The organism is Streptomyces sp. NPDC085944, from assembly GCF_040686295.1.
Classification (GTDB): Bacteria; Actinomycetota; Actinomycetes; order Streptomycetales; family Streptomycetaceae; genus Streptomyces; species Streptomyces salinarius.
The window spans coordinates 44,604-58,530 of the sequence record NZ_JBFBJX010000018.1 but is presented as its reverse complement, the minus strand read 5'-3'; the positions used below and the strand labels follow the sequence as shown (position 1 = coordinate 58,530).

The following is a 13,927-nucleotide window of genomic DNA, read 5'->3' as shown; positions in this document are numbered from 1 at the left end:
CTGTCGACAGTTGTCCACAGGCAAAGCGGAACCTGTCGATCCGCGAGATCGTCGAGCCATGACGAACCACAGCGAAACGACTGGATCCTTCGAGAACGGCGACATCCCGGACGCCGCGGAGCCGGGTCGTGCGGACCACGTCCCGCTCGAGACCCCCGGGGACGAACAGCAGGTCACCCTGCGCACCCCCGCCGAACTCGCCGACGCCCTGCCGTACCTGCTCGGGTACCGCCCCGAGGACAGCATCGTCCTGGCCGCCCTGCGGGACAGGGGCGGGCGGGGCCGGTTCGGCGGTCGCGCGCGACTCGGCATCCCGGCGAACCCGGACGACTGGGCGGGCGCGGCCGGACAACTGGTCCACGGTCTGGTGACCGGAGGCGAACGGCGCGGGGTGCGACCCGAGCAGATGGTCGCCTATCTCTGCCGGGAACCGGGCCCGGGCGAGACCGGACGGGACGTGATGGAGCGACTGCGGCCGCTGGCCCAGAAGCTGCGCGTCGAGTGCGGAGCCCTCGACGTCCCCGTCGTGGAGGCGCTGTGCATCTCGGCCGGACGCTTCTGGTCGTACTGCTGCGACGAAGAGGCCTGCTGCCCGGCGGAGGGCCTCCCCATGGGACTGCCGGGCACGTCGGTGCTGGCCGCGGCTGCCACCTACGCCGGTATCCAGGTGCGCGGCTCCCTCCGTGAGCTGCGGGCCAGGATGCTTCCCCGGGAGGACGCGGCGGCGGGCGAACAGGCGGCGGCCCTGGACGCGGCCGCCACGACGCTGGTCTCCCGGATCCTCGACGCCGACGGCCGCGCGGAAGTGGCCGAGGAGACGCTGGACACGGCGGAGCGGGTGATGCGACGCCTCGCCGGGGCCCCGCCCGTCTCCGGGGTGTCGGCCCAAGACCTGCGCGACGACCACCTGCTCGGACACGAAGAGGCAGCGGTGTTGATCCTCGGACTGCAGGACCGCACGACACGTGACCGCGCGGCCGCGTGGATGGAGGGCGACGAGGCGGCCCCCGCGATGCGCCTGTGGCGAGCCCTGGCCCGTCGCTGCGCCGGACCGTACGCCGAACACGCGGCCGCGCCCCTCACCCTCGCGGGCTGGGTCGCCTGGTCCACCGGTGACGAGCTGGAGGCACGGGAAGCACTGGCCATGGCACTCGGCGCGGATCCCGACTACCTCTTCGCCCGCCTGCTGCACCAGGCGTGCAACGAGGGCCTCGACCCCGAGTCGATCCGCCGCTGTCTGCGCGAGGGCAGAAAGGGCGGCGCGGACACGGGCGACGGTGCGCCGGACGACGAGGGGCGCGGCGAAACGCGGCCGGAGCGAGAGCCGGCCGAGCCCTCGTCCAGCGTGCCGGCCGGCCGTCGGCGCCGCTCGCGCACCCTCCCCTCGGCGCATGGCGCCCGACGCCGCACGAGGGCGCACGCTCAGGAGCCGAGCGCTGCGATCGCGCGCCCCCGGGGGACGCACAGGGGAGAGCGCCGGGCCGGTGGGGCCGCGAGTGCCCCCGAAGCGGGTGGTCGCGGCCCTCGTCACGGGCTTGACCTGGCGCGAGATCTCCTCGCACGGCCCGCCGGGGCGGGCGTTCGGACACGGGCGGGCAGGGAGTGGATCAATGGTCGAAGCGGTTGACGAAGGGAGTGCTTATCGTCAGGAAGACGACTATGATCACCGCATGCCCTACGACCCGTCAGCCTTTCCGCCCTTCGCCGTCACTGTGGACCTGGTCGTGCTGACCGTGCGCCGCCACTCCCTGTGCGCGCTGGCGGTGCGCAGGGGCGAGCCGCCGTTCCAGGGCCGCTGGGCTCTGCCCGGCGGGTTCGTGCGGGACGGCGAGGACCTGGCGCAGGCGGCGGCGCGGGAGCTGGCCGAGGAGACCGGGCTGTGCGCCCACGACCCGGCCGCGCCCGCTCAGGACAACGGTGCCCATCTGGAACAACTCGCGACCTACGGCGACCCCGAACGCGACCCCCGGATGCGCGTGGTCAGCGTCGCCCACCTCGCACTCGCCCCCGACCTGCCCGCACCACGAGCGGGCGGTGACGCCAGCAACGCCCGCTGGGCGCCGGTGGAGGAGCTGCTGGAGCAGAGCGGCTACGGTCACGCAGGCGAGGCGGTTGCGCCGCTCGCCTTCGATCACGCCCAGATCCTGGCGGACGGGGTGGAGCGAGCCCGTTCCAAGATCGAGTACTCGTCGCTGGCCACCGCCTTCTGCCCGCCCGAGTTCACCGTCGGCGAGCTGCGCCGGGTCTACGAAGCGGTGTGGAGCGTGGCGCTCGACCCCCGCAACTTCCACCGCAAGGTGACGGGCACGCCGGGGTTCCTCGTGCCCACCGGCGGGACGACCACCCGCCAGGGCGGCCGTCCCGCCCAGCTCTTCCGGGCGGGCGGCGCCACCCTGCTCAACCCCCCGATGCTCCGTCCCGAGGTCTGACGCCGAGGTCCGGGCCGGACCCGCGGGCGTGGTGTGCGAGGGATCCGTGGTGTGCGAGGGATCGAGGACGCGGGACCCTGCCCGTGCCGGTAAGCCGTACGGTGCCCGAAAAACCGGATATCGCACGCTATCTTGCTACGGGTGATCCAGGCCTTCGGACTGACCAGCAACCCCCGCAAGGAGCTTCCGCCCGCCGTCGACGACGTCTCGTTCGAGGCGCCCGCGGGCCGCGTCACCGCGCTGCTCGGAGCATCGGGCGCCGGCAAGACGACGGCACTCAGACTCATGCTCGAGCTCCAGCACGGCCGGGGTCTCACCTACTTCAGAGGCCGCCCCCTGCACCGCATCGCCCGCCCCTCCCACGAGGTCGGCGTGCTGCTGGGCGACGTCCCGGGGCACCCGGCCCGCACGGTGCGCGGCCACCTCCGCATGCTGTGCGCGGCCGCCGGCGTCCCCGTCCGCAGGGCCGACGAGGTCCTGGAATCGGTCGGTCTCGAGGGGCTGCGCGACGAACGCCTCGGCACCCTCTCCAGGGGCATGGACCGACGGCTGGGCCTGGCCTGCGCGCTCGTTCCCGACCCGCACACCCTGGTCTTCGACGACCCCGCCGGCGCACTCTCCGCCCCCGACGCCCGACGGTTGCACGGCGCGCTGCGCGCCCACGCCGCCCAGGGCGGCACCGTCCTGTTCAGCACGGCGGACCCCAAGGAGGCCGCGCGCAACGCCGACCACGTCGTCACGCTGGAGCGGGGCAGGGTCGTGGCCGACCAGGAGGCCGCGGAGTTCTCCCGCACCCGGCTGCGTCCCCGCGTCGCCGTCCGCAGTCCGCACGCCGCCCGTCTTGCCGCCCTGGTGGCCAAGGAGGCGCGCACGGCCCGCCGTTCCGTCGAGGTGGTACGTGAGGGAGGCAACCGGCTCGCGGTGTACGGCAGTACGTGTGCCGACATCGGCGAGACCGCCTTCAGGCACGGCATCCTCGTGCACCAACTGGCCGACGAGGTGGGAGACATGGGCGCCGGGGCCGGTGCGGTCCCCGCGGCACGGCACCAGGAGTGGCGGGACAGTGGCGGCGACCGCGCGCAGGTCAACGGGGCGCCGAACACGTCCCGCACCGCGGCCGCCGGCCCCTCCTCGTCTCCCTCCGGCGCCGCCCAGCCGCAGCCGCACCGCCGCGAAGCCCGCCCCCAGGCAGGCCCCCGCCGGGCGCCCGCCCCGGACGGGGACAGGGACGGACCCGCGTCCGGGACGGCCCGCCGCAGGACCCCCGGGCCCCGTCAGGCCCTCGTCCCGGACGGCACCCCCGGCAGCGGCCCCGAATCGCCCGGAGCCCCCGGGGCCGTCGCCCCCGACGTCGCCCCGGGCCGCGCATCGCGCCTCTTCAGCGCGCTCACACCGGGCGCGACGAAGCCGGCGGACACGGCCGTCACGCTCCCGCCCCCCATCTCCGTCCGCTCCGCCCCCAGCCCCCTCCGGCCGCTGCGTTACGAGCTTCGTCGTGCGGTGGGCGTCGGCACCGGCTTCGTCACCGGCGCGGTCGTGCTCCTCGTGTCCACCGTCACCGCCGTGTTCCTCGCCCGGATCGGACACACCCCACAGGCACGGCTCCTGGCCGCGTGGCCGAGGGAGCTCCCGCTGCCGCCCGCCGCGCTCGGCGCCGGGCTGCTCGGCGCGCTCGCCTTCGGCGACGAGTTCCGCCACCCCGCCCTCGCGGCCGACCGCGGGACCGTGCCCCGCCGCATCGGGCTGCTGACCGCCAAACTCCTCGTCTCCGCGGCCGCCGCACTGGTCCTGGCCGCCCTGACCGTGGGCTGCGACGCCGTGGCGCTGCGGCTCTTCTACGGCTCCGAACTCGCGGGGTTCCCCGCCGACTGGCCCGCGCCGGGCGCCGGTTGGATCGCGCTCGTCGTCGGGTGCGCATGGGCCGGCGTGCTCGCCGCGGGTGTCTTCCGGTCCACCACCGCCGGGCTGGCGGCCGTGGTCGCCGTTCCGGTCGTCGTCGTACCGCTCGTACAGAAGGTCTGGGAGGGCCCGTCCGTACGAACCGCCGCCGGCTTCCCGATGCGGGTGCGCGAGGTCCTGCTGACCCAGTGGCCGTTCGGGGGCGAGCGGTACGTGGCGGAGGCGCTGCGTCTGCTCGCCCAACCCGTGGGCGGCGCAATGACGTTGTCCCTGACCGCTCTGCTCTGCGCGTATCTGCTCATGACCCTGCGCAGCAGGATGCGGTGACGCCTGTCTCACCCTTCCGTTCCGACCGTGTGCGCAACTCCCCGGGGAAAGCCCATTTCTTTCCGATAAGGCGTCAATTGCGACGGGGTGAGCGATCACCCTTTCGTGTGCTTTTCACCAAAGACCTCAAGGGAGTTGGGGTCAGCGCCGACAAAGGATGCGTGAGTACCCTTGCGCACACCATGATGACCGCCGCCCGTTCCGCCGACTCCGGCCTCGCGAACCCGGGCGAACTCGACCGCTACCCGTACGCCGAGACGCCCGCCGTCGACCGCGTCGGAGCGCCCTCCTGGGAAGGGATGGAGCCCGAGCTGGGCCGCGTGGGCCGGCGCACCGCGGGCAACCGTGGCCGCGGGTTGCACGGGCAACTCGTCCAGCAACTGGGCCAGATGATCGTTTCGGGCGACCTGGGCGCCGACCGCCCGCTGGTGCCCGAGGAGATCGGGCAGCGTTTCGAGGTCTCCCGCACCGTGGTGCGCGAGTCCCTTCGTGTGCTGGAGGCGAAGGGGCTGGTCAGCGCCCGCCCGAACGTCGGCACGCGCGTGCGCCCCGTGAGTGACTGGAACCTCCTCGATCCGGACATCATCGAATGGCGTGCCTTCGGGCCGCAGCGCGACGACCAGCGCCGGGAGCTGAGCGAGCTGCGCTGGACGATCGAGCCGCTCGCCGCGCGCCTGGCCGCCGGACACGGGCGCGAGGACGTCCAGCAGCGGCTGTCCGACATGGTGGGGATCATGGGGCACGCCATGGGACAGGGCGACGCGCTCACCTTCTCGCGTGCCGATGCCGAGTTCCACACCCTGCTCATCCAGGTCGCGGGCAACCGGATGCTGGACCACCTCTCGGGGATCGTCTCCGCCGCCCTCCATGTCTCCGGCGGCCCGGTCACCGGCTGTGACCGCCCGAACGACGTGTCGCTCGCGCAGCACGGCAGGATCGTCGACGCCCTCGCCACCGGCGACGGCGCGGCGGCCGAGACGGCCATGCGCCAACTTCTGACCGTCCACCCCGAGGTGGAACGCGTGGTGCCCGCCCCGCGCGAGCACTGACCGCCTTCCGCCGCAGCGGCGCGGTCCGGGCACGCCATACCCCTCCTGTGGCAGTGGCCGGCACGCCGTCACCGTCGGACCCCGCGGAGCCTCTCGTGGTTCCCCGGGGTCCGACGGTGCGAATGAGAGGCTGAGTCGTCCCGGCATGGCCGGTGCACACGAGTTGGTGACCTTGTTCATCCGGATCTGACCGGTTTTGATCGCTTACGGGGTGTGACTCGGGCCACGCGGATTGGGCGTAACGCTCTTGGGAACAACACGATGACCTAAGAGGTGACAGCCGCGGAAGGAATACGGACGCCGTTCACGGCGCTGTGCATCTCCCCGGCCCGCCCGCACCGTCGGCCCATTCCCGAGCCGGTGGTCGGCTCCTGTCCGCCGTGGACGGGGCCGGAAGCCGTTTTTCAACGTTCCGAGAGGTTGTTCGTGTCGGCCAGCACATCCCGTACGCTCCCGCCGGAGATCGCCGAGTCCGTCTCTGTCATGGCGCTCATTGAGCGGGGAAAGGCTGAGGGGCAGATCGCCGGCGATGACGTGCGTCGGGCCTTCGAAGCTGACCAGATTCCGGCCACTCAGTGGAAGAACGTACTGCGCAGCCTCAACCAGATCCTCGAGGAAGAGGGTGTGACGCTGATGGTCAGTGCCGCAGAGCCCAAGCGCACCCGAAAGAGCGTCGCAGCGAAGAGTCCCGCCAAGCGCACCGCCACGAAGACGGTCGCGGCGAAGACGGTGACCAGCAGGAAGGCGACCGCTCCCGCCGCCCCGGCGGCACCCGCGGCCGAGCCCGCCGCCGAGGAAGAGGCACCCGTCAAGAAGGCGGCGGCCAAGAAGGCGACCGCCAAGAAGGCGACCGCGAAGAAGGCGACCGCCAAGAAGACGGCGGCCAAGAAGACGACCGCCAAGAAGGAAGACGGCGAGCTTCTCGAGGACGAGGCGACCGAGGAGCCGAAGGCCGCGACGGAGGAGCCCGAGGGTACCGAGAACGCGGGCTTCGTGCTGTCCGACGACGACGAGGACGACGCGCCGGCCCAGCAGGTCGCCGCGGCCGGTGCCACCGCCGACCCGGTCAAGGACTACCTCAAGCAGATCGGCAAGGTCCCCCTGCTCAACGCCGAGCAGGAGGTCGAGCTCGCCAAGCGCATCGAGGCCGGTCTGTTCGCCGAGGACAAGCTGGCGAACGCCGACAAGCTGGCGCCCAAGCTCAAGCGCGAGCTGGAGATCATCGCCGAGGACGGCCGCCGCGCCAAGAACCACCTGCTGGAGGCCAACCTCCGTCTGGTGGTCTCCCTGGCCAAGCGCTACACCGGCCGCGGCATGCTCTTCCTGGACCTCATCCAGGAGGGCAACCTCGGCCTGATCCGCGCGGTGGAGAAGTTCGACTACACCAAGGGCTACAAGTTCTCCACGTACGCCACCTGGTGGATCCGTCAGGCGATCACCCGCGCGATGGCCGACCAGGCCCGCACCATCCGTATCCCGGTGCACATGGTCGAGGTCATCAACAAGCTCGCCCGCGTGCAGCGCCAGATGCTCCAGGACCTGGGCCGCGAGCCCACCCCGGAGGAGCTGGCCAAGGAGCTCGACATGACCCCGGAGAAGGTCATCGAGGTCCAGAAGTACGGGCGCGAGCCGATCTCGCTGCACACCCCGCTGGGCGAGGACGGCGACAGCGAGTTCGGTGACCTCATCGAGGACTCCGAGGCGGTCGTGCCGGCCGACGCGGTCAGCTTCACCCTCCTGCAGGAGCAGCTGCACTCCGTACTCGACACCCTGTCCGAGCGCGAGGCGGGCGTCGTCTCCATGCGCTTCGGTCTCACCGACGGTCAGCCGAAGACCCTCGACGAGATCGGCAAGGTGTACGGCGTCACGCGTGAGCGCATCCGCCAGATCGAGTCGAAGACCATGTCGAAGCTGCGCCACCCGTCGCGCTCCCAGGTGCTGCGCGACTACCTCGACTAGGTCGCAGCAGGCAGTACAGGCAGACGGTACGAGCGGACAGCACGTACGACGCAGGCCCGGTCCCGCCAGGTGCGGAGCCGGGCCTTCGCGCTGGGCAGCGGGTGCGCGGGGCCGCGTACTGGATCACTCTGGGTGTCTCATGACCACCTAGGAGTGAGGAGCCCGCATGCGTCGTCTCTGTGTCCGGACACTGGCCCGGCCGCTGGTGCTGGCGGCCGCCGCGACCGCGATACCGCTGGGGTCCGCCACCCCCGCGGCCGCCGACAGCATCGTCGTCGGAGGCTTTCCGGTCGAAGTGTCCGACAGTCCGTGGACCGTCGCCCTGTCCAGTCGTGACCGGTTCGGGGGTACGCGGGCGGGGCAGTTCTGCGGGGGAGTGGCCGTCGGCCGGACCACCGTGCTCACGGCGGCCCACTGTCTGGGGGAGGAGGTTCTCGGGTCGCCGCCGGAACAGGTGGAGGACCTGCGGGTCATCGCCGGCCGGACCGATCTGCTGTCGGACCGGGGACAGGAGATCCCCATCCGCTCCGTCTGGGTGAACCCGGCGCACGACGACCGCAGCAACGCCGGCGATTTCGCGGTGCTCACTCTCTCCGAGGCGCTGCCCGCCGACTCGGTCATAGGGATGGCGGCGGAAGGTGACCCCGCGTACACGCCCGACACGGGTGCCCTCGTCTACGGCTGGGGCGACACCTCGGGCGCCGGGGACTACGCGAACGGCCTGCACGCGGCCCGGGTGCGGGTGCTTCCCGACGCCTCCTGCGAGCGGGCGTATCCGGGGAACGACGACGGGCGGTATCGCTCGGACAGCATGCTCTGTGCCGGGCAGGAGGCCGGGGGACGCGACGCCTGTCAGGGGGACAGCGGGGGGCCGCTGGTCGGCCGGGGGAGACTCATCGGCCTCGTGTCCTGGGGGAGTGGCTGCGGGCGCCCCGGCAGCCCCGGGGTGTACACGCGCGTCTCATCGATACTGCGGACGTTGGGGTGGGACGGCACGGCCACGAAGCAGCGCGAGGGCGTCTGACGGCCGCTGAGAGCCCGCCGGACACGAGTACGGGCGGCCGCCTCCGGGACACGGAGACGGCCGCCCGTTCATCGGCCTGTGCCGATTCGGCTCGTCGTCGGGCGCGTTGGATTCAGCCCTCTTCCTCGGCGGAGGAAGCCGGAACGGCCGTCAGCCGCTCCGTCTCGTCCTGTATCTCAGCGGCGATCTTCTTGAGTTCCGGCTCGAACTTGCGACCGTGGTGGGCGCAGAAGAGCAGTTCTCCGCCGCTCAGCAGGACGACGCGCAGGTATGCCTGGGCGCCGCAGCGGTCGCAGCGATCGGCGGCCGTCAGCGGGCTTGCGGAAGTCAGAACAGTAGTCACGTCGCCTCTTCTCTAGCTCGACGAGCTGTCGTACCAGGGTCAACATCCAACCAGCCCCAAAACGTTCCCGCTCGTGGCTTTTCCTCGAAAAAAACTTTCCGAGGGGCCGGCTGTTGCCGATTGGCGGCGAATGTGCCGTAGTGCGTGTCTCTGTGTCGTACGGGTTCGCGCGGTCGGTCAGTGTCGGTCCCGCCGGCTGGGTTGCCGGTTTGTTCATGAGGACGTGCCCGGAGCCTAAATGGTTCATGCCTCGAAGGGAACGTGATGTGTGCTTCACCCCATCGAGGGATCGAACAGGCATGCGACCGTGGACTAGGGTGGTTGGGCGACGAGGGTGGCGTTACAACGGCTCTACCAGGCCTCGGTACCCTCTGAGCGGTGAACCGAGCCACGCCCTTACCCAGCGGGGCCCCATCTGAAATTCAGCGAGGAGCGAACCGCGTGACCGCCGAGACATCCGTGCCGTCCACTGCGCTGCTGGCAGGAGCAGACCGGGACGGATCCAACTACACCGCGCGGCACCTGCTCGTCCTCGAGGGGCTCGAGGCCGTGCGCAAGCGTCCGGGCATGTATATCGGATCCACCGACAGCCGCGGTCTGATGCACTGCCTGTGGGAGATCATCGACAACTCCGTCGACGAGGCCCTGGGCGGCTACTGCGACCACATCGAGGTGATCCTCCACGACGACGCCTCGGTGGAGGTCCGGGACAACGGCCGGGGCATCCCGGTCGACGTCGAGCCCAAGACCGGCCTGTCCGGCGTCGAGGTCGTCATGACCAAACTGCACGCCGGCGGCAAGTTCGGCGGTGGCTCCTACGCCGCCTCCGGCGGTCTGCACGGCGTCGGCGCCTCCGTGGTGAACGCCCTGTCCGCACGCCTGGACATCGAGGTGGACCGCGGCGGGCACACCCACGCGATCAGCTTCCGCCGCGGGGTCCCGGGCACGTTCGCGAAGACCGGCCCGGACGCCAGATTCGACGCCGGGAACGGGCTGCGCAAGGTCAAGAAGATCCCCAAGAGCCGCAACGGCACCCGCGTGCGGTACTGGGCGGACCGGCAGATCTTCCTCAAGGACGCCAAGCTCTCCCTGGACACGCTGCACCAGCGGGCCCGCCAGACCGCGTTCCTGGTGCCCGGACTCACCATCGTCGTCCGCGACGAGTTCGGCCTCGGTGACGGTGGCAGCAAGGGCGAGGAGTCGTTCCGCTTCGACGGAGGCATCAGCGAGTTCTGCGAGTTCCTGGCCAGTGACCGGCCCGTCTGCGACACCCTCCGCTTCAGTGGTCAGGGGTCCTTCAAGGAGACGGTCCCCGTCCTCGACGAGGAGGGGCAGATGACGCCCACCGAGGTCACCCGCGACCTCGGCGTCGACGTCGCGCTGCGCTGGGGCACCGGCTACGACACCACGCTCAGGTCGTTCGTGAACATCATCGCCACCCCGAAGGGCGGCACCCACGTCGCCGGCTTCGAGCAGGCGGTGGCCAAGACGATGAACGAGGTGCTGCGCACCAAGAAGATGCTGCGCGTCGCCGAGGACGACATCGTCAAGGACGACGCCCTGGAGGGACTGACGGCGGTCGTCACCGTCCGGCTCGCCGAGCCGCAGTTCGAGGGCCAGACCAAGGAGGTCCTCGGCACCTCGGCGGCCCGCCGGATCGTGAACAACGTGATCAGCAAGGAACTGAAGGCGTTCCTGACCTCGACCAAGCGCGACGCGGCCCAGCAGGCCCGGACGGTCATGGAGAAGGCCGTCGCCGCGGCCCGCACCCGTATCGCCGCGCGCCAGCACAAGGACGCCCAGCGCCGCAAGACGGCCCTGGAATCCTCGTCGCTGCCCGCCAAGCTGGCCGACTGCCGCAGCGACGACGTCGACCGCAGCGAGCTGTTCATCGTCGAGGGCGACTCCGCGCTGGGCACGGCCAAGCTCGCCCGGAACTCCGAGTTCCAGGCGCTGCTGCCGATCCGGGGCAAGATCCTCAACGTGCAGAAGTCGTCCGTGACGGACATGCTGAAGAACGCCGAGTGCGGGGCGATCATCCAGGTCATAGGAGCCGGGTCGGGCCGTACCTTCGACATCGACGCGGCCCGCTACGGAAAGATCATCATGATGACCGACGCGGATGTGGACGGCTCCCACATCCGCACCCTGCTGCTGACTCTGTTCCACCGCTACATGCGGCCCATGGTGGAGGCGGGCCGGGTGTTCGCCGCGGTGCCGCCGCTGCACCGCATCGAGCTGATCCAGCCGAAGAAGGGCCAGGACAAGTACGTCTACACGTACTCGGACCGCGAGCTGCGCGACAAGCTCATGGAGTTCCAGAGCAAGAACATCCGGTACAAGGACTCCATCCAGCGCTACAAGGGTCTCGGCGAGATGGACGCCGACCAGCTGGCGGAGACCACCATGGACCCCCGGCGCCGCACCCTGCGCCGGATCAACCTCACCGATCTGGACTCCGCCGAGCAGGTCTTCGACCTGCTGATGGGTAACGACGTCGCTCCCCGCAAGGAGTTCATCTCCAGCTCGGCCGCGACGCTGGACCGCTCGCGCATCGACGCGTGACCACGCCCGACGGCCGAACCGGGCCCGGGAGCGATACCCGGGACCGGTCCGGCCAGAGGGACCTCTCAGGGTGGAATCACCTGATGGGGTGAAGTGCCCGAGGAAGAAGAGTCGGGGATCTTCCCGTTCTGTCCATCCTTGGGCATGCAGTCAAGCAACGATCGGCCCCGCGGCGCCGGGGGCGGTCCCGAAAGCGCGGCCGACCACCGCGCCGCGCCGGGCAGGGCCCACATCGAGACGGCCCCCGGCCCGCGGTACGACGCTCATCGGCACGAGGATCTGCGGTACGACGACCCGTGGTACGACGCGCTCGCCTCCGGCTGGGGCGAGTCGGCCGGCCCCGGAGCCCCGGAGCCGGCCGTGCCGCCGATGCGCCGGGACCCGGCGGCGGAGCCGTCCCGGGCCGCGGCCGACGTGTACCTGGAGGTGCAGCGCAGCGCGGCCTTCCAGGAGGTCCGCAGCCGCTACCGTGGGTTCGTGGTCCCGGCGGTCGCCGCCTTCTTCCTGTGGTACCTCGCCTACGTGGTGGCCGCCACGACGGCTCCCGCCCTGATGGCCCGCCCGGTGGCCGGCGCGGTGAACGTCGCGATGGTCGCCGGCCTCGGCCAGTTCCTCACCACCTTCCTGCTCACCTGGGCCTACGCACGGCACGCCAGGCTGCGCAGGGACCGGGCGGCACTCGAACTGCGCTGGGACACCCAGGAACTGACGCGCGGTGTGCGAGGCGGTGCGTCGTGACGGGCGATCACCAGACACTGGCGCTCCTGCTGTTCAGCACCTTCGTCGCCGTCACGCTCGCCATCACCACCTGGGTGGGCCGCCACCGGCACGGTTCGGCGGAGGAGTTCTACGCGGGCGGCCGCCTCTTCTCGCCGATGGAGAATGGTTTTGCCATCTCCGGCGACTACATGTCGGCCGCGTCCTTCCTCGGTATCTCGGGGCTCATCGCCCTCTACGGCTACGACGGCATGCTCTACTCGGTGGGCTTCCTGGTGGCCTGGCTCGTCGTCCTCTTCCTCGTCGCCGAACTCGTCCGCAACTGCGGGCGGTTCACCCTCGCCGACGTCGTGGCCGCCCGGATGCGGGAGCGGCCGGTACGCATCGCGGCGGGGACCTCCTCGGTCACCGTCTCCGTCCTGTACCTGGTGGCGCAGATGGTGGGCGCGGGCAGTCTCGTCGCGCTGCTGCTGGGCGGGACGAGCGAGGCGGCGCGGACGTGGACCGTCATCGGCGTCGGCGCCCTCATGGTGATCTACGTGTCGCTGGGCGGGATGCGCGCCACCACCTGGATCCAGATCGTCAAGGCGGTCCTGCTGCTCGGCGGCACCGTGGCGCTGACCACGCTCGTCCTGGTCCGCTTCCACGGCGACGTCGACCGGCTGCTGCGCACGGCGGCCGAGCGCAGTGGCCACGGCGACGCGTTCCTCGCGCCCGGCCTGGCCTACGGCGGGGACTGGGTCTCCCGCTTCGACTTCATCAGCCTGGGGCTCGCCCTGGTGCTCGGCACGGCCGGGCTGCCGCACATCCTGTCCCGCTTCTACACCGTGCCCACCGCACGGGCGGCGCGGCGGTCCGTCATCTGGTCGATCGGCCTCATCGGCGGCTTCTACCTGATGACGATCGTGCTGGGCTTCGGCGCCGCCGCCCTGGTCGGTCCGGACGCCGTACGCGCGTCGAACGCCGCCGGGAACACGGCGGTGCCGCTGCTCGCCCTGGACCTGGGCGGCGGCGCGCAGTCCACCGGCGGGACGGTCCTGTTCGCCGTCGTCGCCGCCGTCGCGTTCGCCACCATCCTCGCGGTGGTCGCCGGCATCACCCTGGCCTCCTCGACGTCCGTCGCCCACGACCTGTACGCCTCCCTGCGGCGCCGCCGCTCCGAGCCGCGCAGCGAGGTCGCCGTGGCGCGGGTCGCCGCCGTCGGCATCGGAGCCGTCGCGATCGGGCTGGGCCTGCTCGCCCGCGACCTCAACGTCGCCTTCCTCGTGGGCCTCGCCTTCGCCGTGGCCGCCTCCGCCAATCTGCCGGTGCTGCTCTACTCGCTGTTCTGGCGCGGCTTCACCACCCGGGGTGCGGTGTGGGCGGTCTACGGCGGCCTGGTGCCGTCCGTGGTCCTCGTGCTGCTGTCCCCGGTGGTCTCCGGCAGCCCGCAGGCACTCTTCCCCGGCCTCGACTTCCAGTACTTCCCGCTGCAGAACCCCGGCCTCGTCTCGATCCCGCTGGGCTTCTTCGCCGGCTGGCTCGGCACGGCCACCTCCCCGGAGGTCCCGGACGAGGCCAGGCACGCCGAGACCGAGGTGCGGTCGCTGACCGGGGCGGGGGCCGTGTAGGGGGG

At 71.4% G+C, this 13,927-nt stretch carries 10 protein-coding genes; 9 read left to right on the top strand and 1 reads right to left on the bottom strand.

Features of this window, described 5'->3' with window-relative positions:
* Positions 1-58: 58 nt before the first annotated feature.
* From AB0P07_RS29650 to AB0P07_RS29625, 6 genes are all read left to right on the top strand, one after another.
* The gene (locus AB0P07_RS29650; RefSeq protein WP_365555947.1) at positions 59-1,627 is read left to right on the top strand and encodes a DUF4192 domain-containing protein; all 1,569 of its coding nucleotides are present in this window, start codon (positions 59-61) and stop codon (positions 1,625-1,627) included.
* 43 nt (positions 1,628-1,670) lie between these two features.
* Complete coding sequence (locus AB0P07_RS29645; RefSeq protein ID WP_365555945.1) at positions 1,671-2,429, top strand: NUDIX hydrolase; 759 nt, start codon at positions 1,671-1,673, stop codon at positions 2,427-2,429.
* Positions 2,430-2,570: 141 nt separating this feature from the next.
* Entirely contained in the window at positions 2,571-4,655 is a 2,085-nt protein-coding gene (locus AB0P07_RS29640; RefSeq protein ID WP_365555943.1) for an ATP-binding cassette domain-containing protein, read from the top strand.
* Between the two features lie 161 nt (positions 4,656-4,816).
* A complete protein-coding gene (gene whiH, locus AB0P07_RS29635) occupies positions 4,817-5,704 on the top strand; it encodes a sporulation transcriptional regulator WhiH (RefSeq protein ID WP_365555941.1) in 888 nt (295 codons plus the stop codon).
* Positions 5,705-6,130: 426 nt separating this feature from the next.
* Positions 6,131-7,663, top strand: a complete 1,533-nt coding sequence (locus AB0P07_RS29630; RefSeq protein ID WP_365555939.1) for an RNA polymerase sigma factor — start codon at positions 6,131-6,133, stop codon at positions 7,661-7,663.
* Between the two features lie 166 nt (positions 7,664-7,829).
* A complete protein-coding gene (locus AB0P07_RS29625; protein WP_365555938.1) occupies positions 7,830-8,687 on the top strand; it encodes a serine protease in 858 nt (285 codons plus the stop codon).
* A 112-nt stretch (positions 8,688-8,799) separates the two neighbouring features.
* Here AB0P07_RS29625 and AB0P07_RS29620 read toward each other — a convergent pair whose 3' ends face one another.
* Entirely contained in the window at positions 8,800-9,030 is a 231-nt protein-coding gene (locus AB0P07_RS29620; protein ID WP_365555936.1) for a hypothetical protein, read from the bottom strand.
* A 441-nt stretch (positions 9,031-9,471) separates the two neighbouring features.
* Here AB0P07_RS29620 and AB0P07_RS29615 point away from each other — a divergent pair, with 441 nt between their 5' ends.
* From AB0P07_RS29615 to AB0P07_RS29605, 3 genes are all read left to right on the top strand, one after another.
* Positions 9,472-11,595, top strand: a complete 2,124-nt coding sequence (locus AB0P07_RS29615) for a DNA topoisomerase IV subunit B (RefSeq protein ID WP_365555934.1) — start codon at positions 9,472-9,474, stop codon at positions 11,593-11,595.
* Positions 11,596-11,739: 144 nt separating this feature from the next.
* Positions 11,740-12,333: a DUF485 domain-containing protein gene (locus tag AB0P07_RS29610; protein WP_365555932.1), complete on the top strand. Its 594-nt coding sequence runs from the start codon at positions 11,740-11,742 to the stop codon at positions 12,331-12,333.
* Positions 12,330-13,922 carry a cation acetate symporter gene (locus AB0P07_RS29605; RefSeq protein WP_365555930.1) on the top strand — a complete coding sequence of 531 codons (1,593 nt, stop codon included), beginning with the start codon at positions 12,330-12,332 and terminating at the stop codon, positions 13,920-13,922. Before AB0P07_RS29610 ends, AB0P07_RS29605 begins: the two co-directional genes overlap by 4 nt.
* Positions 13,923-13,927: the final 5 nt, after the last annotated feature.

Excerpts from the sequence above, each read along its gene's own strand:
- AB0P07_RS29650 (WP_365555947.1), top strand. The coding sequence starts at position 59 with ATGACGAACCACAGCGAAACGACTGGATCCTTCGAGAACGGCGACATC.
- AB0P07_RS29610 (WP_365555932.1), top strand. The coding sequence starts at position 11,740 with ATGCAGTCAAGCAACGATCGGCCCCGCGGCGCCGGGGGCGGTCCCGAA.
- AB0P07_RS29625 (WP_365555938.1), top strand. The coding sequence starts at position 7,830 with ATGCGTCGTCTCTGTGTCCGGACACTGGCCCGGCCGCTGGTGCTGGCG.
- AB0P07_RS29645 (WP_365555945.1), top strand. The coding sequence starts at position 1,671 with ATGCCCTACGACCCGTCAGCCTTTCCGCCCTTCGCCGTCACTGTGGAC.